This window comes from Holdemania filiformis DSM 12042 (assembly GCF_000157995.1).
In the GTDB taxonomy this organism is placed as follows: Bacteria; Bacillota_I; Bacilli_A; order Erysipelotrichales; family Erysipelotrichaceae; genus Holdemania; species Holdemania filiformis.
Genome location: NZ_GG657561.1, coordinates 193036 through 213519 on the forward strand (window position 1 = coordinate 193036; position 20484 = coordinate 213519).

The 20484-nt window shown below is 50.6% G+C and carries 18 protein-coding genes; 14 read left to right on the forward strand and 4 right to left on the reverse strand.

The genetic code is table 11. The annotated features are described in order from the left end of the window. On the forward strand, positions 1 to 2172 hold a 2172-nt coding region (locus tag HOLDEFILI_RS18530), incomplete at its 5' end, for a glucosaminidase domain-containing protein (protein WP_006060351.1). Positions 2173 to 2223: 51 nt separating this feature from the next. On the opposite strand, the gene HOLDEFILI_RS13570 is transcribed toward HOLDEFILI_RS18530, so the two are convergent. Then, positions 2224 to 2769, reverse strand: coding sequence for a TetR/AcrR family transcriptional regulator (locus tag HOLDEFILI_RS13570; protein ID WP_039865059.1), 546 nt, complete (start codon positions 2767 to 2769; stop codon positions 2224 to 2226). A 158-nt stretch (positions 2770 to 2927) separates the two neighbouring features. Here HOLDEFILI_RS13570 and HOLDEFILI_RS13575 point away from each other — a divergent pair, with 158 nt between their 5' ends. Beyond that, complete coding sequence (locus HOLDEFILI_RS13575) at positions 2928 to 4817, forward strand: alkyl/aryl-sulfatase (protein WP_006060353.1); 1890 nt, start codon at positions 2928 to 2930, stop codon at positions 4815 to 4817. 117 nt (positions 4818 to 4934) lie between these two features. Here HOLDEFILI_RS13575 and HOLDEFILI_RS13580 read toward each other — a convergent pair whose 3' ends face one another. Then, a complete protein-coding gene (locus HOLDEFILI_RS13580; RefSeq protein WP_006060354.1) occupies positions 4935 to 5738 on the reverse strand; it encodes an amidohydrolase family protein in 804 nt (267 codons plus the stop codon). 154 nt (positions 5739 to 5892) lie between these two features. Between HOLDEFILI_RS13580 and HOLDEFILI_RS13585 the strand changes: the two genes are divergently transcribed. The 6 genes from HOLDEFILI_RS13585 to HOLDEFILI_RS13610 all read left to right on the forward strand — a co-directional run bounded on the left by HOLDEFILI_RS13585 (position 5893) and on the right by HOLDEFILI_RS13610 (position 11671). Then, positions 5893 to 6261 (forward strand): GntR family transcriptional regulator, encoded by a 369-nt coding sequence (locus tag HOLDEFILI_RS13585; RefSeq protein ID WP_039865060.1) that lies wholly within the window; start codon positions 5893 to 5895, stop codon positions 6259 to 6261. Then, complete coding sequence (locus HOLDEFILI_RS13590; RefSeq protein WP_006060356.1) at positions 6248 to 7144, forward strand: ATP-binding cassette domain-containing protein; 897 nt, start codon at positions 6248 to 6250, stop codon at positions 7142 to 7144. The genes HOLDEFILI_RS13585 and HOLDEFILI_RS13590 overlap by 14 nt, the downstream gene beginning before the upstream one ends. Beyond that, positions 7125 to 8459 carry a hypothetical protein gene (locus tag HOLDEFILI_RS13595; protein ID WP_006060357.1) on the forward strand — a complete coding sequence of 445 codons (1335 nt, stop codon included), beginning with the start codon at positions 7125 to 7127 and terminating at the stop codon, positions 8457 to 8459. The genes HOLDEFILI_RS13590 and HOLDEFILI_RS13595 overlap by 20 nt, the downstream gene beginning before the upstream one ends. Before the next feature lie 59 nt (positions 8460 to 8518). Further along, positions 8519 to 9844, forward strand: a complete 1326-nt coding sequence (locus HOLDEFILI_RS13600; protein WP_006060358.1) for a hypothetical protein — start codon at positions 8519 to 8521, stop codon at positions 9842 to 9844. A 332-nt stretch (positions 9845 to 10176) separates the two neighbouring features. After that, complete coding sequence (locus HOLDEFILI_RS13605; RefSeq protein WP_039865210.1) at positions 10177 to 10782, forward strand: type IV toxin-antitoxin system AbiEi family antitoxin domain-containing protein; 606 nt, start codon at positions 10177 to 10179, stop codon at positions 10780 to 10782. Further along, entirely contained in the window at positions 10775 to 11671 is an 897-nt protein-coding gene (locus HOLDEFILI_RS13610; protein ID WP_006060360.1) for a nucleotidyl transferase AbiEii/AbiGii toxin family protein, read from the forward strand. The genes HOLDEFILI_RS13605 and HOLDEFILI_RS13610 overlap by 8 nt, the downstream gene beginning before the upstream one ends. A 224-nt stretch (positions 11672 to 11895) precedes the next feature. On the opposite strand, the gene HOLDEFILI_RS13615 is transcribed toward HOLDEFILI_RS13610, so the two are convergent. Next, positions 11896 to 12669: a sulfite exporter TauE/SafE family protein gene (locus tag HOLDEFILI_RS13615; protein ID WP_006060361.1), complete on the reverse strand. Its 774-nt coding sequence runs from the start codon at positions 12667 to 12669 to the stop codon at positions 11896 to 11898. Positions 12670 to 12799: 130 nt separating this feature from the next. Further along, positions 12800 to 14143, reverse strand: a complete 1344-nt coding sequence (locus HOLDEFILI_RS13620; RefSeq protein ID WP_006060362.1) for a citrate synthase — start codon at positions 14141 to 14143, stop codon at positions 12800 to 12802. A 137-nt stretch (positions 14144 to 14280) separates the two neighbouring features. On the opposite strand from HOLDEFILI_RS13620, the gene HOLDEFILI_RS20545 reads away from it, so the two are divergent. The 6 genes from HOLDEFILI_RS20545 (at position 14281) to HOLDEFILI_RS13645 (ending at position 20148) form a co-directional block, all read left to right on the forward strand. After that, positions 14281 to 14961 carry an aconitase family protein gene (locus tag HOLDEFILI_RS20545; RefSeq protein ID WP_006060364.1) on the forward strand — a complete coding sequence of 227 codons (681 nt, stop codon included), beginning with the start codon at positions 14281 to 14283 and terminating at the stop codon, positions 14959 to 14961. Continuing rightward, positions 14876 to 16204, forward strand: a complete 1329-nt coding sequence (locus HOLDEFILI_RS13625) for an aconitase family protein (RefSeq protein ID WP_425268581.1) — start codon at positions 14876 to 14878, stop codon at positions 16202 to 16204. The genes HOLDEFILI_RS20545 and HOLDEFILI_RS13625 overlap by 86 nt, the downstream gene beginning before the upstream one ends. Positions 16205 to 16367: 163 nt before the next feature. Next, complete coding sequence (locus tag HOLDEFILI_RS13630; protein WP_006060367.1) at positions 16368 to 17699, forward strand: MATE family efflux transporter; 1332 nt, start codon at positions 16368 to 16370, stop codon at positions 17697 to 17699. Between the two features lie 102 nt (positions 17700 to 17801). Further along, positions 17802 to 18266 carry a hypothetical protein gene (locus HOLDEFILI_RS13635; RefSeq protein ID WP_006060368.1) on the forward strand — a complete coding sequence of 155 codons (465 nt, stop codon included), beginning with the start codon at positions 17802 to 17804 and terminating at the stop codon, positions 18264 to 18266. Positions 18267 to 18390: 124 nt separating this feature from the next. Then, positions 18391 to 19320: a DUF5131 family protein gene (locus HOLDEFILI_RS13640; RefSeq protein WP_083787633.1), complete on the forward strand. Its 930-nt coding sequence runs from the start codon at positions 18391 to 18393 to the stop codon at positions 19318 to 19320. Positions 19321 to 19323: 3 nt separating this feature from the next. Then, positions 19324 to 20148 (forward strand): MerR family transcriptional regulator, encoded by an 825-nt coding sequence (locus HOLDEFILI_RS13645; protein WP_006060371.1) that lies wholly within the window; start codon positions 19324 to 19326, stop codon positions 20146 to 20148. Positions 20149 to 20484 lie beyond the last annotated feature (336 nt).

Here is a 20484-nt window from a genome sequence, read left to right on the forward strand (position 1 = left end):
CTTTACAGCTATGACGGCCACTACTTCTATGAAGATCCGGCGGTGATGCTGCAGGATTATCGCAAGGGAAGCACCGCGTCGTCAGTCAATCCCGCCGAACCCTTTTATTTTTATTATCAATATTTATCCCATCGGTCCTTGTCCTTTTACACGGAAGCGGAACTGACGGATTATTTCCAGAAGACGCTGGGGATTGATCAGTCGATCGTTTCCTATCAGGACCGCGACCGCAATTCCGTTCACGATACGCTGAACCAGTCGCTGTATTATGGCGAGGAAGGCGCGTTCCTGCAGGCGCAGTCGCTGTATGGGTCCAATGCGTTAATGATGCTGGCGCTGTCGATGAACGAATCGGCCAGCGGCCGCAGTTCCCTGAGCTTTACGCGCAACAATCTGTTCGGTCACGCGGCGTATGACAGCGACGTCGAGGCCAACGCCAAGCGCTATTTCAAGTTAAGCAGCTCCATTTTATCGCATGCCAAAACCTATGTTTCCGCCAGTTATCTCAATCCGAAGAAGTTCCAGTATCATGGCGGATTCTTCGGCGACAAGGCCAGCGGGATGAACGTCAGCTATGCCTCTGATCCGTATTGGGGTGAGAAAGCAGCTTCCTATTATATGCAGCTGGACGAAGCGATGGGATTGAAAGATCTGAACCAGCTGACGCTGGGCATTCATACGGAAAACACCAGTCTTAAAATCCTGAGCGAACCCGCCGCTTCTGCTGAAGTACTCTATACGACAGGCAAGACGGCGCCGCTGGCGCTGGTATTATTGGAAAAGCTTGAGAATGGAGAAGGCACATGGTATAAGGTGCAGAGTGAAGCCGCGGTAGCGGAAGATTTTACTTATCGCTTTGAAGACTGCATTGGCTATCTGCCATCATCCAGCTTCCAGCTGATTTTAAACGCGGACCGATTGAATACGCTGCAGCTGAAATCCGCGGTCTTTGACGCGGGTGAAGGAACATTCCCGCAGGGCGGCAGCCGGATCGAAATCGATCTGTTGGAAAACAGCGAGCCGTATGCGCCGGAACCGACCCGGGAAGGCGGCGTCTTTGTCGGCTGGCAGGAAAACAACGGCGTTTATACGGCTGAATATAAGGAAATCCAATCCATTTCGATGATTTCGCTGCCGAAGCAACAATTTGCGAGCGGTTCGCGTATTGATCTTAAAGAGGGATCAGTCCTGGTTCAATATGCTGATGGAACGCAGGAAGAGAAGCCGCTGACCAGTTCCATGGTGAGCGGATTTGATATGAACACCGACGGGCCGCAGACGGTCACGGTGACTGTCGGCACGGCGACGACCAGTTACGACATTGAGGTGTCCGAGCTGCTGACCCAAGCCCAGGATGCGCTTAAAGAGGATCTTCAGGCGTTGATCGACGCGATTGATCCGGCGGCGGTCACGGAGCAGCAGAAGACTGATCTGATCCAGCTGAAACAGCGGCTGGACACGACGGAGGTTTCGGCCTGGACGATCGCTCAGATCCGTTCGCTGGATGCGCTGCTGAAACCGCTGCTGGACGGACAGCGCTCGCTGATCCTGAAATCCAAGGACAGCCAGTTTGCGGTTTCCGGACTGAGTCTGGCGCTGCCGCAGAAAAATCCGGGACAGAAAAAAGGCATCCCGGACACCTACAAGCTGACGTTGAAAGAAACCGCGCCGGAGGCGGAGGTCCAGGCCCAGGTGAAGACGATCGCCAGCGGCAACGGTGCGGAGATTGAACAATGGTTCAGCGTGTCGGGACAGAAGAACTATGACAAAACGCTGACGCTGCGCACGCCGCTGTGCGTGACGATGAGTCTGCCGGAGGGCTGGGACAGCTCAAAGAAGGTAACGGTGTGGCGGCTGGAGGCCGGCGACGTCATCCAGATGCCGACGACGCAGAGCGCTTCGACGCTGACCTTCTCGACGGAAGCCTTAGGTCAGTTTGTGCTCGTCAGCCGTCAGACGGTTAACCAATATGAAGACACGGCGCCGGTTGAGGTCATGACGATCGCCCAGAACGGTTTAGACTGGCCGCAGCTGATGATCAAGGCGCTGGCGGCCGTGATCGCGTTGTTAATCCTGTTTATCACCGTCCTTGTTTTACAACGGCGGGCGGATAAAAAACGCCGCCGGGCCCTGGCGAGAAGAGCGAAACGCCAGCGCGCCAGCCGCCGATAATTAAAAAAATCCGTGCCGGATGAATTTCAGAAGTTCATTCGCTGCGGATTTTTATTTTTTGCGGGATTGAAGGATGTTTTCATGAATCGCCCGGGTGATCACGGCAATCGCTTCGCCGACGTCCTGCTTCATCCCCAGATTGATCCAATCCTGAAGCAAGCCGACAATCGCATGCGTATAAAAACGCACGATCAGCCCCTGTTCCTTAGCGCTTAAATCCGGATGGCTGAGCTGCAGCTGCTGGCGCAGGAAGCCTTCATAAATCTCGCGCAGGACCGTGCCTAAATTGACCCGCCCGTATGTGTGCAGGGCATGAAGCGTAAACGCCGGATCCTGCCGCAGCTGGGCGGCCGCCGCTTCCAGCGACCGCGCCCAACGCTCCCGCGTCAATAGCGGTTCGACAACGGGGATCAGCCGGCTTTTTAACAGAGCGTCCAGAATTTCGTACTTATCGGAAAAATGATAATAAAGCGTATTGCGGCTGACGCCGGCCACATCGCTGATCTGTCCGATTTGCAGATCGTCCAGCGATTTCTTGCGCATCAAGTTTTCTACGGCATTGAAGATCGCCTGCCGGGTCAGTTCGGAAGTCGCCATCAGTCTCACTCCTTTTTCATTATTGTAACAAACCCCGGTTCCGCTGTCCAAATTCTTTTGGGCAAATTGAGAATCTGCCCAAAAATCGAACAGAACAGGAGAGTGTCCATGGACAAGCTGCAGTCCGTTTCTTATCATCAAGCACGGAGGGATAAGTTATGGAATACAACGATTTGTCAAAACCCGCAAGCGCGGCGACCCGCCAGATTCATCAAGCGATGAAGACATTGCTGGATTTTGATGATCCGCATGAGAAAGAATGCGCACTGCGCAACTGTTTGAAAAAAGTAGAAAACCTGGAAATTAAAAACGCGGAAGGCGAAGTAATCTGGAGTCAGAGAATCGCCTGTCTGGATCAGGAACAGGAAGTGGAAACGATCAACCCGAGCCTGTACCGCAACGCCTGGCTGAATCATCAGACCGGTTTGTTCAAGGTTGTCGACGGAATTTTTCAAGTCCGCGGCTACGATATGTCCAATCTGACCGTCATCGCCGGGGAAACCGGCTGGATCGTCTGCGATCCGCTGATCAGCTGCGAATGCTCAGCCGCGGCGCTGGCCTTAGTCAATGCCGTGCTTGGAACGCGGCCGGTTTCCGCCGTTGTGATTTCACATCCGCATCTTGATCATTTCGGCGGAATCAAGGGCATTGTCAGTGAAGAAGCGGTTCAAAATGGTTCGGTTCAGATCATTGTGCCCGAGCATTATACCGATTACGCTGCCAGCGAGAATGTCTATGCGATGAACGCGATGCAGCGGCGGGCCTGTTACCAGTATGGAACGGCGCTGGATTTTGGCGAAACCGGCGCGATCGCGATGGGGATCGGGATGGGGCAGTCGCGCGGGACGGTCACGTTTATCCGGCCTACGGATGAAATCCGGCAGACGGGGGAAAGACGGATCATCGACGGCGTGGAATTTATTTTCCAGATGACGCCGGAAACAGAATCACCGGCGGAAATGTGTTGGTATCTGCCGCAGTTCAAGGCCTTATGGATGGCCGAACTGTGCAATGCGACGATGCATAATTTATATACGCTGCGCGGCACGCAGATCCGTGACGGCAATGCGTGGGCGTTCGCGATCACGCAGGCCAGGGCGCTGTTCGGCAGCGAGGCCGAAGTGTTGTTTCAGGCGCATAACTGGCCGCACTGGGGAAATCAGGAAGTCAACGAAATTCTGGAGGAAACCGCGGCGGTGTACAAGTTCATCAACGATCAGACGCTGCTGTATATGAATAAAGGCCTGACGCCGAATGAAATTTCCCATACGATCCGGCTGCCGAAATCGTTAGAAAGAGTGTGGACGACCCGGCCTTATTACGGTACGCTGTCGCACAATGCCAAAGCGGTCTATCAGCGTTATCTGGGCTGGTATGACGGCAATCCGGTCAATCTGAATCCGCTGCCCCCATCTGAGCAGGGGCAGAAGCTGATCGAGCTGGCCGGCGGCCTTGAGGCTGTGTTGGAACAAGCGGAAAAAGCACTGGAAAAGGGTGAATATCAATGGGCGGCGGAGCTGGCCAACGCCGTTGTCTTTGTCCATCCTGACCATCAGAAAGCCCGCTATCTCTGCGCGGATGCCTTGGAACAACTGGGCTATCAGGCCGAATCCGGACCCTGGCGCAACTGTTATCTCAACGGCGCGGACGAACTCCGCCACGGGGTCAAAACAGGCCGGCAGGCGAAAAACTCCGGGGATCTGGCCCGCTGTATGGACAGCCGCATGATGCTGGACTATCTGGGTATTCTGATCGACGGCGAACAGGCGGAGGACAAGGATATCAAGCTGAACTTGGCAATCACGGACACCCAGGAAAAGTTTTGCGTGCATCTGATTCACGGCGCTCTGTTAGTTTATCCGGAGCTTCACGAGAAAGACGCCCGGGCGACACTGACGATGCCGCGTATGGGGCTGGCGGCCATGCTGACCCGCAATGTAGATCTGCAAGCAAAGCTGATTCAGATCGACGGCGATCCCCATTGTATCGCGGAGCTGACGGAGACCATCACCGATTTTGACAAACGCTTCGCGATCATCGAACCGTAGCGCGGAAATGAAAAGAAAACTTGGCGAGGACAGGAGGCCTTTCAAACAGCGAAGGCCACCTGCCGACCAAGTTTTTTTTGTTCGCTTTTCAAGATTTTTAACATTCCAGAATCAACGTTAGAGATCAACACCCAGAACCCGCGCCAGGTTGCCGCCCAGGATCCGCTGTTTTGCGTCTTCATCAATCGGCAGACGCAGGATTTCTTCGATCGCTTCCGTGATTTTTTCAGCGTTGTTGTAAGGAAAATCCAATCCGAACAGACACAGCTCATCGCTGGTCATGTGCAGCAGCGTCCGCACCTTCTCCTGGCCCAAATACCAGAAGCGGTTGCGGTCGTTGTCAAATACGCTCGTTAATCCGGCATAGACGTTGCATTTGCCGGTTTCTTCCGCGCGGTTGTTCAGGATGACGGCCAGCGCTTCGTTAAAGAAGCAATAGCCGCCGACGTGTTCCATCGAGAATTTCAAGTCCGGAAAATTCCAGGCGACTTCGTCAAACAGCAGCGGCTGATAATCCTTGATCCGATGCCAGTGCACGCCGGTATGAAACGACAGGAATAATCCCGCTTCTTGCGCGGCCGCATAAACCTGGAACGCTTCCGGTCCGTCGATCGCAAATTTCTGGAAGGCCGGATGCAGCTTGATGCCTTTCAATCCCAGTTCGCGGATTTCTCTGACCTGACCGGCCAGATCCTGCCCGTGGATGTCCACGACGCCGAAGCCCGTCAGCTCTGGATGGGCTTTCAGCTCTTCCGCCATCCACAGATTTGGGTTATAGTCCAGACCCCATTCGTAAAACGGCGCGAAACAGACGCATTTCTCAATTCCTGTTTTATCCATGACTTCAAGCAAAGCGCTGACCGTTCCGTCTGCCCGCTGATCTTGGCGGAACACATGCGCATGATTGGCAAATATTTTCATAAACCGATCTCTCCTTCTGTTTAGATTATACAAGGCTGATGAAAAAAGAAAAGAGGAGGGAGGGAGAAAAGCGTCAATTCAGGATTGACATTTTTCACTTATAGTAATACAGTTAACACAGATAGTACAGATGATACAGATTGGAGGCGGGAGCTTGTTTCTGATCAATACGCAAAGCAACGAACCGATTTACGAACAGATTAAACGTCAGATCGTCCGGTTCGTGGAAGCCGGCGTGCTGCAGCCGGATGAGAAGTTGATTTCGGTGCGCTCGCTGGCTCAGCAATTAAATATCAATCCCAACACCGTGCAGAAAGCCTATCAGGAACTGGAAGTGGAAGGCGTGCTGTATACGCTGCCGAAAAAAGGGGTGTTTGTCCGCGGCCGGCCTGCGAATGGAAAAGTTTGCGGTGTGGAAACGGAAGTCCGGCAGCTGCTGAAGTTATGCCGCACGCTGAAGATCAGCACGGACGAGCTGATCGAAATTATAAGGAAGGAAGGGGAAAATAATGTTGATTGTTGACAAGATAACAAAGTCGATTCAAGCGAAGGAAATCGTCAAGGATTGCAGCCTGAGCGTGCAGGCCGGTCAGATTTGCGGTCTGGCGGGACCCAACGGCGCCGGGAAAACGACGCTGCTCAACTGCATCGCGGGCGTGCTGACGCCGGAAGCGGGACGGATTGAACTGGATGGTAAAGATCTGATTCATGAACCGCTGAACCGGAAAGCGCTGTTTTTAATCAGCGAGGACTTTGACGAAGGTCAGTTTTTCACGATTCGTCAGATGAAGGAATTTTACAGCATGTTTTATCAGCTCGACGAAGAAACGTTTGCGCAGCATTTAAGGCATTTTCAGCTGGAAGAAAAGCTGCGGATCAGCAGCCTGTCGAAAGGTCAGAAACGTCAGGCGTTGTTTTCCATCGCGCTGAGTCTGGATCTGCGGCTATTGATGATCGACGAAGTGTTCGACGGTCTGGATTGGAACGTCCGGCGGTATCTTATGCGGTGTCTGACGGATAAGATCAGCGATGAATCGATGGGCGTGCTGCTGGTCTCACACAGTTTAAAAGAGATCAAGGGAATTTGCGATCATTGTTTCTTGATGAAGGATCAGACGATCGTCGCTCAGCAGGATCTGCTTGAGAATCATCTGTTTCGCGTGCAGCTGGTGTTTCTCCAGGAGCGCAAGCCGGATTTGAAGACGTTGGAAATCGTTCAGATGGAGCAGATCGGAAAGTGCTGGAACGCCGTTGTGCGCGGAGAGGAACAGGCGATCCGCAGCGCGATTGCCGGGCTGTCCCCGGCGTTGGCCGACGTTCAGCCGCTCAGTCTGGAGGATTATTTCAGCCTGATGACCGATTCGACTTGGAAGGGGGATGAGGAGAATGACGGAGAAGTATTTTAAATATTTGATAAAGCAATCGCTGCCGCTGTTTGCGTTGATTTTGATATTTGGACTGTTGTTCTCGCTCGGTTTTATCAATCCGGATAATCTTCCGGCCTATTTGGTCATCGTATCGCTGGCAATTCCGTTTCTGTTTCAGTTCTGGCAGTTCCGGCGAAAAACGGCGTACACCTACGGGGCGCTGCCGATGGATCGAAAGAAATTTGTCATTGCCCGGATCAGCGTCGTTCTGTTTCTGGTGCTGGTTCCGGCGATCCTTCTTCTGTTCGCGGTAGTCGTTCGCGAGAGCATCTCTTTTACCTCAATGATCTCGCTGATGTTGAACTGGATCTGCCATCTGTTTCTGATGACTTCGCTGAATCTGTTGATTCTGAGTATCTGTCATTCAGCGGCGGAAGGGATCATCGCGTTAGCTGGATATCTCTTGTTGCCGGTGACGATCCTTAATAATCTGTCTGATATCCTTCGTCAGCATCTTCTGTTTGGGTTTAACAGCCCTCAGTGGCTGGACTTTCTATCACCCTGGACCTATGGATTCAGTAAGATGAGCGGCGATTTTCAGGCGTTTTTAACCGGCGTTTTCACGGGAGAGCACTGGGATGGAATGGAATTAGGATTTGTCTTTCTGATCGGTGCGGCGGCCCTGACGCTGACCCTGCGGTTAAGCCGGAAATTCCGCAACGAGGAGGCCGGGAAAGGCTTCCGCTCAGCAGGGGTGCTGCCGGTTTTATCCTCGGCTTATGCGTTTCTGCTGATGCTGAACTGCACGCAGGGTTTGCCGCGCAACCGCAGCTGGATTTTGATGGCGCTTCTGATGATTCTTGTTTATTTTGGCGGGCTGATGCTTTACCGGCAAAGCTTAAGACCGTCGCGTAAAGAGGTCGTTGGTTTTCTGGCGATGGGATTGATCGCGTGGGGGATTAACCTGGGGATTCGTCCGCTCTGTTACCGTCTTGAGAAACGAGAAATTCAAAAAATGAACGAAGTATCCGTGGAATATTATTTATATAACGACAAGCGGATGATCCCCGAAAATTTGCTATGCAAGGTCGAAGTCGATCAGGTAAAGGATCCGTTAGTGCTGAACGAATTGCGGGGGTGGATGAAAACTTCGCTGGAAGGAATTTATCAAGATGCCAGCTATTATGAATATGATGACTGGAACGACGATGCTTCGCGGGCAATGCAGGTGCGTTTTCATGATTATAAAAATTTAACTTATTATAAGAATATCCCGGTGGATTTAATGTCGGGCAGCAAAGTCGTCCAGCTGTTTTATCAGCAGGATCTGCCGGCATGCTGCCAGCCGCGATGATCAGCGGAAGCTCGTTAAGCGGGATGAAGAATGCTTCTGTATAGAAAGGGGATGGGAAAATGACGGAAAAATATTTTAGATATCTGATGAAGCAATCGCTGCCGCTTTTTCTGATGATTTCAGGGTTTGAGTTGTTGTTTGCGTTTGATTTCATCAACATCGAATCCTTGCCGATGGTTCTTACCGCAATATCGCTGATCATTCCATTTGTGTTTCAGTTCTGGCAGTTTAGACGAAAAGCGGCTTACACTTACGGAGCGCTGCCGATCCGGCGGGAAACGTTGATCCTTGTGCGCTTTGGCGTTATCCTGTTTTTGGTTCTGGTTCCAGCATGCCTCCTCCTGTTCGTTGCTGCCGTCAGGGAAAACCTTTCGTTTGCCGCCATGACGGTACTGTTGCTGAATGAGTGCGGCAGTCTGCTTCTGATGACTTCCGTAAATCTATTCATTCTGAGCTTTTGCCGCTCTGCCGTTGAAGGCATGATCGCACTGGCTGGAGCAATCATGCTGCCGATCGCCATCGTTAACGATGGTACTGAGATTCTGAGCCGGCATCTTTTGTTTGACAATCGTTCATTCATGCCCGAATTTTTCTCGCCGTGGCAGTATGCTTTTAACAGAATGTCAGAAGATTTTGATTCGCTTTTAACTGCCGGGATTATCCGGATAAACTTGAATTGGATTGAATTCAGCGTCGTCTTTCTCATCAGTATTGCGGCGCTGTGGCTGACCCTGCGGATCAGCCTGCGGCAGCGAAACGAAGATGTTGGCAGAAACTTTCAATCGAAGTGGGTTCTGCCGGTTTTCTTATTGACGTATACCTTTTTACTGATGCTGAACTGCACGAGCGATATATCAGGATATCAAAGCCAGCCGTTTAAAGTGTTGTTGCTCATCGTTATTTATTTCGGCGGGATGATGCTGTACCGACAGAGTAAGAAGGTATCGCTGAAGCAAATCCTTGGTTTTCTCATTTTGGGATTAACCGCCTGGGGAATCAATCGGGGAATTCACACGCTCTGTTATCAAGTTCAAGTTCAGCAAATCGAGAAAATCAGCGAAGTGGATATGATCTACCTGCAGTATGACGAACAGCGTGGAGAAGGGGTGAATCCCGTCTGCCGGGCAGACGTTGAATCTGTTCGCGATTCAGCTGTTTTAAATGAAATTCGCAATGGCATGCGATCAGAACTGGACGAATTTTATCAGAATCATGACTTCAATACGCAAACCCTGGACATTAACGAAACTGCGAAGTCGTTGGACGTCTATGCGCTTGCGGGGAATATGGCGTATCATAAGACGATTTCATTGGAATCCTTGTCCGATGATAAAGTTGTCCAGCTGTTTTACAATCAAAATCTGCCGGAAGGTTGTCTGCCATAATGATTTGAAACAATATAAGATGTAACTGATGATTTAATTTTGAACTTAGCTAAAAAGCTGCACAAACTTTCTGTTCGTGCAGCTTTTATGGATAGCTTTATTAATGATTTATTTAACATTCAATATTAGATGTTTGCTAAGCGATTACCCTGTATATGGTCATGCAATTTACTTTGGACTAAATCAAGCGCATAAAGAAAGGTCTTCACTAACTTTCCTACTACAATTTTTTAAAACTGTGTGCGAAAAGTTGTTGATAAGATTAAGATGGCATGGTACACTACTTTCATACAACAAATCTAAAAATTTGTGTGTTAAAAGTTGGTGATGAAATGACAAAACTGGAAATTGCACAAAAAGTGCTAATCACGACAGGTGGAATTGCGAAAACAGCTGACTTTATAGCAGCGGGACTTGCGAAATATGAGGTGTTTAATTTATATAAAGCAGGATATTTAAAACGTATTCGTCATGGATTTTATAAATTGGCAGATAATTTGGATATAACTGAAGAACAGATATTAAATGTTTTGTTACCGGAAGGCATTGTTTGTGTTGAATCAGCTCTATTTTATTATGGATATAGTGATTTTACTCCAAGAATTTGGACGCTTGCAGTACCCAGAACTATATCGAGAGCAAAAATAAAATTAGATGATATAGCAATAAAGGTTTATTATATTCCTACTCAGTTTTATGAGTTGGGTAAAACATCGGCAAATATCGATGGTACGATACTTTCGATATATGATCGAGAACGGACAATTTGTGATTGCTTTAAATATCGAACAAAGCTGGACAATGAGCTTTTTAATAAAGCTGTTCGTTCTTATGTTGACGATGAACAAAAGAATTTGATTAACCTTTCAAAATATGCTAAGGAAATGGGCCTGTTAAAAAAAATAAATGATTTGATGGAGGTAATGTTAAATGGCTGATAGGGGAGCCTCTGTACTTGCGCGGTTAAAGAACAAAGCAAAAGAAAGTGGCAGAAGTTATCAGCTCTGCCTGCAATTGTTTTGCCAGGAAGAATTTTTACGTCGTTTGGAAAACTCTAAATATGCTGAAAACTTTGTGCTTAAAGGCGGATTGTTCATTTATTCTATTACCGAGTTTGACAGCCGTGTAACCGTGGATATTGATTTTCTCCTTAAAAAAGTTCCCAATACTCCTGAGCGGCTGAAGTCTGTGATGGAAGAAATAATCAATACGCCGACGGACAACAATTTTATAAAATTTGAAATTCGAAATGTGGCTCCTATTGCTGTAGCAAAGAAGTATGCTGGCATTGGTGTTTCACTTATAGCGCAGATTAACAATACAAAAACACCGGTTAGTATTGATTTAGGTGTAGGCGATATTATTGTTCCAAATCAGGAAAGACGAAGAATTCCTACGCAGCTTAACGATTTTTCAGCTCCTATAGTGAACACATATTCGCTTGAAACGACAATTGCTGAAAAGATCGATGCCATACTTAGCCTCATGGAATTTTCAAGTAGAATGAAAGATTACTATGATATCTATTATCTGGCCAATAAATTTGATTTTGATGGTGCGATACTGACCAAGGCTTTAAAAAGAACATTTGAAAATCGTGAACATATTTTTACAATCGAACAATTTGAACAGGTTGTATCTTTTGATCACGATGAAATGATGAACAAAAAGTGGAAGGCTTTTTGCCGCAAAATTGATGTGAAAACAGAGGATTACAGTACTATTTTGCAAACGATAAATGTTTTCTTAGCAAATCCGTTCAGAGCAGCTGCGCAAAGTAAAGAGTATATTGCTCATTGGTCAGCTTCAGAAAATAAATGGAAATAAGATAGGGGAATACCTGATTAATGGAGATGAAAATAGTTAAACCCTATTGAATCAGTTATGGAAGAAATCGTATCGTATTGGATGGCACACCCTGCGATTGTCTTTTAATTTCTTAAGCAAGTACACTCCTCCTATAGAAATATTTTTTCAATCTTCATGGATGACAAAGAAAGTAAATCGCAGATTAAAAACACTCCGCACGAAACGGAGTGTTTTATAAGAATTCAGCCAAGATATTTGATCGCCAACATGAATACGCCCAGAATAAACAGGACGACGCCGGTGACCTGATTGAGCTTTTTCGGTTCCGCCTTGTTGGCGAAGCGCGCGGCGATCATCGCGCCCAGATAGGTGAAGAAGACGCTGCTGATCAACGGGAACCACTGGATCGTGCCGCTGATCGCAAAATGACTGAGAGCGCCGGTTAAGGCGGTGAACGTCATGATGAACACGCTGGTGCCGACCGCTGTTTTTAAATCATAACCCAGCACGCTGACTAAGACCAGCAGCATCATCATGCCGCCGCCGGCGCCGATAAAGCCGCAGATCAGACCGATCAGGACGCCGCAGGCCAGCGATAACAGCGCTTTCTGTTTCGCGGTGCGGGTCTGATTTTTGGAGCTGGCGCTCATGACCGGCTTGACGATAAAGCGGATGCCGAGGATCATCGTAATCCAGACGGAGAAGCTGCCCAGCGTCGTCTGCGGCACCAGCGACCCCAGCCAGCTGCCGACCATCGTAAAGATCACCGTCGAGATCATCATGATCAAGCCGTTGCGGATGTCCAGATTCTTGTGTTTGTAATAAGTGAAGGCCGAAACAGCCGAGGCCAGCACGTCGGAGGCCAGCGAGATCCCGACGGCTTCATAAGCGTTGAAGCCCAGCAAGGTCACCAGCATTGGCGTGATGACCGCGGCCGCCGACAAGCCTGCCAGTCCGGTCGCAATGCCCGCGCCTAATCCCGCAATCATCGTAACAATCAAAATAGTCAAATTCATAGATTCAGCTCCTTTAAATGGTTTATTTGTAAACTATTTTATAAATTATAAAGAGCAGAGAAGGAATGTCAAGAGAAAATGTCTGTGAATGTTGACAAAGGCGATAATTTGTCAAAAAAACCGCTGAAGTTCAGCGGTTTTGACGTTGCGCAAGCGGGATATAATCAGCTAAGTCGCCGACGTATTTGCCGGCTGGCCGCACGATCTTGTCGCAATACAGCTTGTTTTCAATGTTGTGGGCAAGCCAGCCGACCATCCGGCTGGCGGCAAACAAAGGCGAGTAACAATCTTCCGGGATGTCCAGCATGGAATAGACCAGCCCGCTGTAAAAGTCGATGTTGCTGCTGACATGAATTCCTTTGCGGCGCAAGATGACTTGCTTTGCCAATTCTTCAGTGCGGCGGTAGAACTGATATAAGCGGGAAAGGTTTTTCTCCTGCGCCAAAATTTCAATCTGTGCTTTTAAGATTTCGCTGCGCGGATCGGAAAGGGTGTAGACGGCGTGACCCATGCCATAGATCAAGCCTTTGCCGTCGAAGAACTGCTTATCCATGATCTGTTCTAAAATCCGGGTGATCTGTGCGTCGCTGGCGTCCAGCCCCAGCTGCTTCAGCATCGCGTCCATCATCCGCCGGGCGGAGATGTTCGCTCCGCCATGGCGCGGACCCTTCAGCGAGCCTACGGAAGCCGCCATCGCAGAATAGATATCCGTACCGGTAGAAGCGACGACGATATTGGTAAATGTGGAATTGTTGCCGGAGCCATGATCGGCGTGCAGCACCATCATCAGATCCAGAATCTTCGCTTCCTGCGGGGTGAACTGTTGATCGGGTCTTAATAAGGACAGGATGTTCTCCGCGATCGACAGCTCAGGCTTCACCGGATGGACGATCAGACTCTTGTTTTCAAAGAAATGCGCTTTCGCGGCCATCGAGTAGCACAGAATCGCCGGCATTTTCGCCAGGATTGACAATCCCTGGTCCAGCGTGTTGGCAACCGAGATATCGTCAGCCAAAGGATCCTCTCCATACAACATCAACAAGGCCTTCTGGATCTGGTTCATCACGTTCATGCTGGGATAACGCAGGATGTTGGTCGCCAGAAAGCCCTCCGGCAGCGTGTAGCGTCCGCGCAGTTCAGCGGTAAACAGATCCAGCTCCGAACGGCTTGGCAGATGACCGAACAAAATCAGAAAGCACGTTTCCTCATAACCGCAGATCTGATCTTGATCTAGATTCCGGCACAGCTGGGTGATCGGAATCCCCCGGTAGTACAGCTCACCGCGATCGTCCACCTTTTTCCCGTCGATCAGCTTGTAGCCGACGACGTCCGCGATCCGGGTCAGACCGATCAAGACGCCGGTGCCGTCTTCATTGCGAAGACCTTTCTTTACGTCATATTTTGTGTATAATTCGTTGTCGATTTTATTTTCCGGGATCGATTCCTGGAAGATCTTCTGCAGCTGACTGTTCATGATTTCACCTCAATGGTTCTAGTTTACTACAAAAATGAAAGAAATGACACAGAAAAGAAAACAATTTACTTTTTGTGTAAAGACTTTCAAAAGCGGAAACGAGCTGATATAATAAAGTCTATGAAAGAAGGGGTTGGATGAAGACACTGGCGGAAAAAATTTTAGTGGCGCATTGCGTGGCGGGTGAGCTGAAGGCGGGAATGCCGATCGAAATCAAGATTGATCAGACGCTGACGCAGGATGCGACGGGGACGATGGCTTATTTACAATTTGAGGCGATGGGATGCGAGCGGGTTAAGACGGAATGCTCAGTGAGCTACGTCGATCACAACACGCTGCAGAACGGCTTTGAAAACGCCGATGATCATCAATATCTGCGCACGGTCGCGGATCGTTACGGCATTCTGTTCTCCCGGCCGGGCAACGGGATCTGCCATCAGGTGCAGTTGGAGCGGTTTGACAAACCAGGCAAGACGCTGCTGGGTTCGGATTCCCATACGCCGACCGCCGGGGCGATGGGGATGATCGCGATCGGTGCGGGCGGACTGGACGTGGCCTGCGCGATGGCGGGCATGCCGTTTTCCTTAACGATGCCGAAGATCGTCAACGTGCGGCTGATCCACCGGCTGCCGCATGGCGTCGGGGCGAAGGATATCATCCTGAAGGTTCTGTCGCTGATGAGCGTCAAAGGCGGCGTCGGCAAGATCCTGGAATATACCGGCGAAGGGCTTCTTGATTTTAAGCGTACCGGAGCGCAGTACGATCTGCAACATGGGCGCGGAGCTGGGCGCGACGACGTCGCTGTTTCCCAGCGATGAGAATACCCGTGAGTTTTTAACCAAGCAGGGCCGTGCCGCTGACTTTCTTGAACTGAAGCCCGATGCGGACGCTGTGTATGATGAAGTGATTGAAATTGACTGCGCCGCGCTGAAACCGCTGGTCGCTTGTCCGCATTCCCCGGATTTAGTCAAGCCGGTCGAGGAGCTGGCGGGGTTGAAGGTCGATCAGGTCGCAATCGGTTCCTGTACGAATTCTTCGTTTACCGATTTGCTGGAGGTGGCCCGGATTCTCAAAGGCAAGACCATTCATCCGGAAGTTTCACTGGTGATTTCCTTCGGCTCCAAGCAGGTGCTGCGGATGCTCAGCCGCTGCGGGGCGCTGGATGATCTGATCGCGGCAGGCGCGCGGGTACTGGAAGCAACGTGCGGACCGTGTATCGGAATGGGGCAGAGCCCGCAGTCGAACGGTGTCTCGCTGCGCACGTTTAACCGCAACTTCTATGGCCGTAGCGGCACGATGAGCGCGGGGATTTATCTTGTTTCCCCAGCTACTGCAGCCGCCAGCGCGATCGCCGGAGTCCTGTGCAGCGCGGAAACGATCGACTATGCCAAGCCGGAGATGCCGGACGCTTATCTGATCGACGACACGATGCTGATCCAGCCCAGCTGCGATCCGGCGGTGGAAATAAAACGCGGCCCGAACATCAAGCCGTATCCGGCCAAGGCCCCGTTAGCGGAAACGATTGAAGCGCAGGTCATGATCAAGGTCGGGGACAACATCACAACCGATCACATTATGCCGGCCGGAGCCAAGATTTTGCCGTACCGCAGCAACATCGAAAAGATCAGCGAGTTCTGTTACAGCCAGATCGATCCGCAATTCCACGACCGCTGCCTGCAGTATGGGGGTGGGTGGATTATCGCCGGGGAAAACTACGGGCAGGGCAGCTCGCGCGAACATGCCGCGCTGGCACCGATGTATCTGAAAATCCAGGCGGTAATCGCCAAGAGCTATGCCCGGATTCACCGTCAGAATTTGATCAACGCTGGAATTGTGCCGCTGGTCTTTGAGCAGCCGGACGACTATGAGCGAATAGCGATGCTGGATACGCTGGCGCTGGACTGCGGTAAGCTGGCGGAAGGCCAGCCGCTGACGATCACGGACGCGAAGGGCTTCTCTTTCACGGTCCAGCATCATTGTACTGCGCGGGAGCTGGAAATTCTGCGGGCCGGCGGTCTTTTGAACCTGATTAAAAGCAAAAACCAGAAAACTGAAGCATAACCCGAAAGCTGACGCAGGTCAGCTTTTTTGTATGTTTATCACCTCTTTGCGTCGCATCGCGATGCTTTTGCCGAGGAGCTGCGCTTATTAACAGAAAAACAAAATTGAACTTCCCGATAAGAAAGCGTATAATCAGACAAGTTCAGGGAAATGGGGGAAGACAATGTTTACCAATCAAAAGTTAAAACAGCTGATCATTCCGCTGGTGATCGAACAGATCCTGGCGGTGTTGGTCGGCATGGCGGACATCATGATGGTCAGCAGCGTTTCCGAAGCCGCGGTTTCGGGCGTTTCGCTGGTCGATTCGATCAGCATTCTGATCATCAATATCTTTGCGGCGCTGGCCACCGGAGGCGCGGTCGTCGCAGCGCAGTATCTCGGCCGGCAGGAAGAGGAACAGGCGTGTTTCTCGGCGAAACAGCTGATCTTGTGCACGACGGCGATTTCCGCGGTGATCATGGTGATGTTTCTGATTTTCGGCCGGCAGCTGATCGCGCTGATCTTCGGCAAGGTGGATCCGGAGGTGCTTGCCAGTGCGCAGACCTACCTGTTTATCACGTCGATGTCCTATCCGTTTATCGCTCTGTATAATTCCTGCGCGGCGTTATACCGGGCAATGGGCAATTCCCGGATTTCGATGGTGACTTCGCTGATCATGAATTCACTCAATATCGTCGGCAACGCAATCCTGATTTACGGTTTGGGCATGGGCGTGGAAGGCGCGGCGATCCCGACGTTGATTTCGCGGATCGTCTGTGCGGTGCTGATCGTCGTGATGCTCCGGCACCGGCAGGATCAGATTCGGCTGGATTCGTATTTCCATCTGGGCTTTGACTGGACGATGATCAAACGGATCTTACAGATCGGCATCCCGAACGGATTAGAGAACGGCATGTTCCAGATCGGCAAGATTCTGGTGCAGAGCTTAGTCGCGATGTTCGGTACCGCTTCGATCGCGGCCAATGCCGTCGCCAACAACTTCGCGTCGATGGAAGTCATTCCCGCTGCGGCCATCGGTCTGGGCTTGGTCACGGTGGTCGGCCAGTGCGTCGGCGCCGGGAAGATCGAGGAAGCACGATATTACACGAAGAAGCTGATGAAATGGGCGTATATGGCTTCGATCGCTTTGAACGTCTGCATTCTGCTGGGAGCGAATGTCTTATTGAAGCTGTATAACCTGTCGCCGGAAACGCTGGATATCGCGTTTAAGCTGTTGTTTATCCATGGTTTCTTCGTGATGGTGATCTGGCCGGTTTCCTTCACGCTGCCCAATGCGCTGCGGGCTGCCAACGACGCCCGGTTTACGATGAGCGTTTCGATCGCGTCGATGTGGATCTGCCGGATCGGTCTGAGCTATGTATTCGGTCTGGTTTTCGAGCTGGGCGTTGTTGGCGTCTGGCTGGCGATGATCTGCGACTGGTTTGTGCGTTCCGCTTTCTTTGCGGTTCGCTTCCGCGGCGACCGCTGGACCCGCCGTCAGCTGATCGAAGGCTGAAGCCGGGTGGTGAAATAGAAACAAGCCGATGAAGACCCGCCTTTCTTGACAACCAGGCAACCAGGGCATAGAATAGGTTTCCTTTATGAAGGAGGGATCGTTATGCCGCAATGCAATCCCGGCGGAAAATTCTGTTTCGGAATTTCTGTCGTTCATCAAGATCAAATCCAGCTGCCGCCGCTTGCCGTTGATGAATATCGCCTTGGTGAGGAAGCGAATGTCATCCTGAGTACGGGGAGCCGGGAAACCGGCGGGTTTATCGTGTACCGCAAAGGGTTGCTGGTAGGATCTTTGCTTCAGCCGATTCTTGACGAGCATCCCAAGCTGGCGCAGTTTCAGCTGCCGGCGGGGACGTTCGTTCGGCATAAGGGCCGGCAATATTGTTGGGTTCCAGTCACACCGTCAGGCTTGCTGAAGCTGGATCCTACGATGCTGAAGGTCTTTGAGCTGCAGGACGGCGACCGGCTGATCGCGATCCGCAGCAGCAATCTGGCGTTTACGATGGGCGCGCGAGGCCGCTTGATCGAACGGGTTCATCAATATCAAGGTGAAATAGAAGAATTCTGACCTGGCGCAGGATTCTTTTCTTTTTCTGCGGACCATTTTATCGGAATCAATTCTAAGAAAACTTGAAAATAATTCAACGTTTCGCTACAATGAAGAAAACGGTAAAAAGAAGGGGGAGATCCCGATGCATGATATCTGGAATCCATGGCATGGCTGTACGAAGATCAGCGAAGGCTGCGAGCATTGTTATATGTATTTTCTGGATCACCAGCGGGGCCAGGACGGATCACAGATCCGGCGGGTTGCAGGGGGGGTCGACATGCCGGTAAAAAAAGACCGGCGCGGATATTATAAGATCCAGAGCGGCGAGCGGGTGCGCGTATGCATGAACTCTGATTTTTTCCTGGCCGAGGCGGATCCGTGGCGGGATGAAGCCTGGCAGATCATGAAAAAACGGTCGGATGTCATCTTTTTCCTGCTGACAAAACGTCCTGAGCGTGTGGCGGCGTGTCTTCCGGCGGATTGGGGAATGGGTTGGGAAAACATCTTTTTTAATGTGACCGTGGAGAATCAGAAACGAGCGGAATCGCGGATGGACTGGCTGATGAAGCTGCCATTTCAACATAAAGGAGTGATGTGTGCACCCTTGATCGGTCCTGTCGACTTGTCGCCGTGGTTAGCCAGCGGCCAGATTGAACAGGTGATCTGCGGCGGGGAAAATTACGACGGTGCGCGGCCCTGCGATTATCGCTGGGTCCAGGATCTGGGGGCGCAATGCCGCCGGGCCGGAGTGACTTTTAATTTCATTGAAACCGGCTCAGTTTTTGTCAAAGACGGAAAAACGTACCCTTTGCCGTCCAAGCGCCTGCAAAGTGAAATGGCGTGGAAATCCGGACTCAGCTTCCGCGGCCGGCCGCAGGTCTTTCATCTGGAAGACGAATATGGTCCGATCCCGCCTGAACGGCTGTATCAGCCTTATTTTGGGCCGCATTGCCAGCGCTGCGGCGGACAGCTGACCTGCAACGGCTGTACGCGCTGCGGCCGCTGTGAGAAAAAGCGGGCAACGTCAGGACACTCATCGCGGCTTGATCCGTCTGCCGGAAAGAAGGACTGACGGATGTTAAAAATCGGCGAATTTTCCAAACTGACGCAGATCTCGATCCGCATGCTTCGCTACTATGATGAAACAGGCTTGTTAAAGCCTGCGGCAATCGATCCGCAGACGGGCTACCGGCTTTATTCCTCAGATCAGCTGACACGGTTAAACCAGATCCTGGCGCTGCGCGACTGCGGCTTTACGATCAGCGAGATCAGCGCGATGATGGGTTCGCAAAGTCTTTCACCGGCGTTGATTGAAGCGAAACAAAAGGAAATCCAGCAGATCATCGCGGCGGAACAGATCAAGCTCAAACGGCTGGAAAGTCTGAAACAGCGGCAAAGTCAGGGTCATTTTGCGGATCCGGTTCAGATTGTGATCAAAGCTGTACCCGCTTGTCATGTTTTGTCCTTACGCCGCGTCATCCCCGATTATTATGCCGAAGGCGCGCTATGGCAGGCAATGGCGGCCTTTGTCCAAACCGAACGGTTGACGGCAGTCGGCCAGGCATTTTCAATTTTTCATGATGAAGCGTACCAAGAAAAGAACGTTGACGTTGAACTGTGCCTTCCGGTGAAGCAAAGCGGAAAGAATCAGGGGGATTTCCGCTTTCGCGACGTTGAAGGCCGGGCGGCAATGGCCAGCACGTTTGTCTGCGGTCCGTTTTCAGAGATCGCCGGAGCCTATCGGGCGTTTGTCCGTTGGCTGGAAGAAAACGGAACCCTACTCGATGGTCCCGATCGTCAAATCGTACACCGCGGTCCTTGGAATGAAACGGATCCGCGGCAATATCTGACCGAGATCCAGATCCCGGTCCGCAAAGAAACTGAAGTTCCTCTTGGTTAACAAACAGGAGGAATTTTATTTCTATTAGGAAAGTGCATCGTAAAGGAGTAAGGAAAATAAAAACTCTTTAGAGTCATATGCTGCTAAAGAGTTTTAAAGCGATAGAATTCATCGTTTAGATATGCGCTGAAAAGATAGGAGGATTATGGGAACAAATTGAAAATAACCAATACCTTGAACGAGGAAAATGAAAAGAATGAAACAAACTCAAATGCGTTGAAATGTAGAAGGATGAATTGTATAATTAACTCATTAGAAATGATGAGTGTTCTCTGAAAGCGAGGTCTTCTTCATGAAAACGATAACGTGTTCTGACCGGATCTATGTTGATGAATT

What these genes read in the sequence shown, in the direction of transcription:
- HOLDEFILI_RS13570 (WP_039865059.1), bottom strand. Translation starts at nt 2,769, where the DNA reads ATGGCGACTTCCGAACTGACCCGGCAGGCGATCTTCAATGCCGTAGAA.
- HOLDEFILI_RS13575 (WP_006060353.1), top strand. Translation starts at nt 2,928, where the DNA reads ATGGAATACAACGATTTGTCAAAACCCGCAAGCGCGGCGACCCGCCAG.
- HOLDEFILI_RS13580 (WP_006060354.1), bottom strand. Translation starts at nt 5,738, where the DNA reads ATGAAAATATTTGCCAATCATGCGCATGTGTTCCGCCAAGATCAGCGG.
- HOLDEFILI_RS13590 (WP_006060356.1), top strand. Translation starts at nt 6,248, where the DNA reads ATGTTGATTGTTGACAAGATAACAAAGTCGATTCAAGCGAAGGAAATC.
- HOLDEFILI_RS13595 (WP_006060357.1), top strand. Translation starts at nt 7,125, where the DNA reads ATGACGGAGAAGTATTTTAAATATTTGATAAAGCAATCGCTGCCGCTG.
- HOLDEFILI_RS13600 (WP_006060358.1), top strand. Translation starts at nt 8,519, where the DNA reads ATGACGGAAAAATATTTTAGATATCTGATGAAGCAATCGCTGCCGCTT.
- HOLDEFILI_RS13605 (WP_039865210.1), top strand. Translation starts at nt 10,177, where the DNA reads ATGACAAAACTGGAAATTGCACAAAAAGTGCTAATCACGACAGGTGGA.
- HOLDEFILI_RS13610 (WP_006060360.1), top strand. Translation starts at nt 10,775, where the DNA reads ATGGCTGATAGGGGAGCCTCTGTACTTGCGCGGTTAAAGAACAAAGCA.
- HOLDEFILI_RS13615 (WP_006060361.1), bottom strand. Translation starts at nt 12,669, where the DNA reads ATGAATTTGACTATTTTGATTGTTACGATGATTGCGGGATTAGGCGCG.
- HOLDEFILI_RS13620 (WP_006060362.1), bottom strand. Translation starts at nt 14,143, where the DNA reads ATGAACAGTCAGCTGCAGAAGATCTTCCAGGAATCGATCCCGGAAAAT.
- HOLDEFILI_RS20545 (WP_006060364.1), top strand. Translation starts at nt 14,281, where the DNA reads ATGAAGACACTGGCGGAAAAAATTTTAGTGGCGCATTGCGTGGCGGGT.
- HOLDEFILI_RS13630 (WP_006060367.1), top strand. Translation starts at nt 16,368, where the DNA reads ATGTTTACCAATCAAAAGTTAAAACAGCTGATCATTCCGCTGGTGATC.
- HOLDEFILI_RS13635 (WP_006060368.1), top strand. Translation starts at nt 17,802, where the DNA reads ATGCCGCAATGCAATCCCGGCGGAAAATTCTGTTTCGGAATTTCTGTC.
- HOLDEFILI_RS13640 (WP_083787633.1), top strand. Translation starts at nt 18,391, where the DNA reads ATGCATGATATCTGGAATCCATGGCATGGCTGTACGAAGATCAGCGAA.
- HOLDEFILI_RS13645 (WP_006060371.1), top strand. Translation starts at nt 19,324, where the DNA reads ATGTTAAAAATCGGCGAATTTTCCAAACTGACGCAGATCTCGATCCGC.